Raw genomic sequence first — 492 nt, 5'->3', positions numbered from 1 at the left:
GCGGCGGCGCTGCTGCGGGGTCATCCGCGTGTCCGAAGGTGTGGGGCGCCCCTGCCAGGCCCGCCAGAAACGGGTGAGTGCTTCGATCCGTCCCAACGTTTCTGCATCCAAGGGGATCAGCGCCGCCACGTGGCCGTGCGGATCACTGCCCGGCAGAAGGAGAAGTTGGGTCGCGACGCCTGCACTGTGGACGATGTGACGTCCTTCGGGGCTGTCGTGGACCGCCCCAAGACCGGTCAAAGGCGCCGATCGCAACGACGACAGGAATTCCGGCGCCGGCACGAGAGAAACCACAGCTGGATCGACGTCAGGCGACCACAGAACGTCTTGCGCCAAGGCGGACAAATCCGGCCTGGCCGGGAAATCGCAACCCCCACAGCCGCTGTGTCTCAAGGTGGAAGGGTGCTTTTTCGGCCCTGGTGGTCAGGAGCGCCTGATAGTGCCGTTGATAGGGTTCGTGACGCCGCAGACACTCCCAGGCGAGCCCTTCGA

General features: G+C 65.4%; 2 protein-coding genes. Both read right to left on the bottom strand.

The genetic code is table 11. The features are described 5' to 3' along the window. Nucleotides 1-336: DUF2285 domain-containing protein (locus NR193_RS33345; protein ID WP_256754895.1), on the bottom strand; the 336-nt coding region annotated here is incomplete at its 3' end. Continuing rightward, nucleotides 308-492: transcriptional regulator domain-containing protein (locus NR193_RS33340; RefSeq protein WP_256754894.1), on the bottom strand; the 185-nt coding region annotated here is incomplete at its 5' end. The genes NR193_RS33340 and NR193_RS33345, both read right to left, overlap by 29 nt.

Origin of the sequence: Mesorhizobium sp. Mes31, from assembly GCF_024519675.1 — a bacterium.
Classification (GTDB): Bacteria; Pseudomonadota; Alphaproteobacteria; order Rhizobiales; family Rhizobiaceae; genus Mesorhizobium.
The sequence above is the reverse complement of the archived record's forward strand: the minus strand, read 5'-3'. Positions and strand labels throughout refer to the sequence as shown.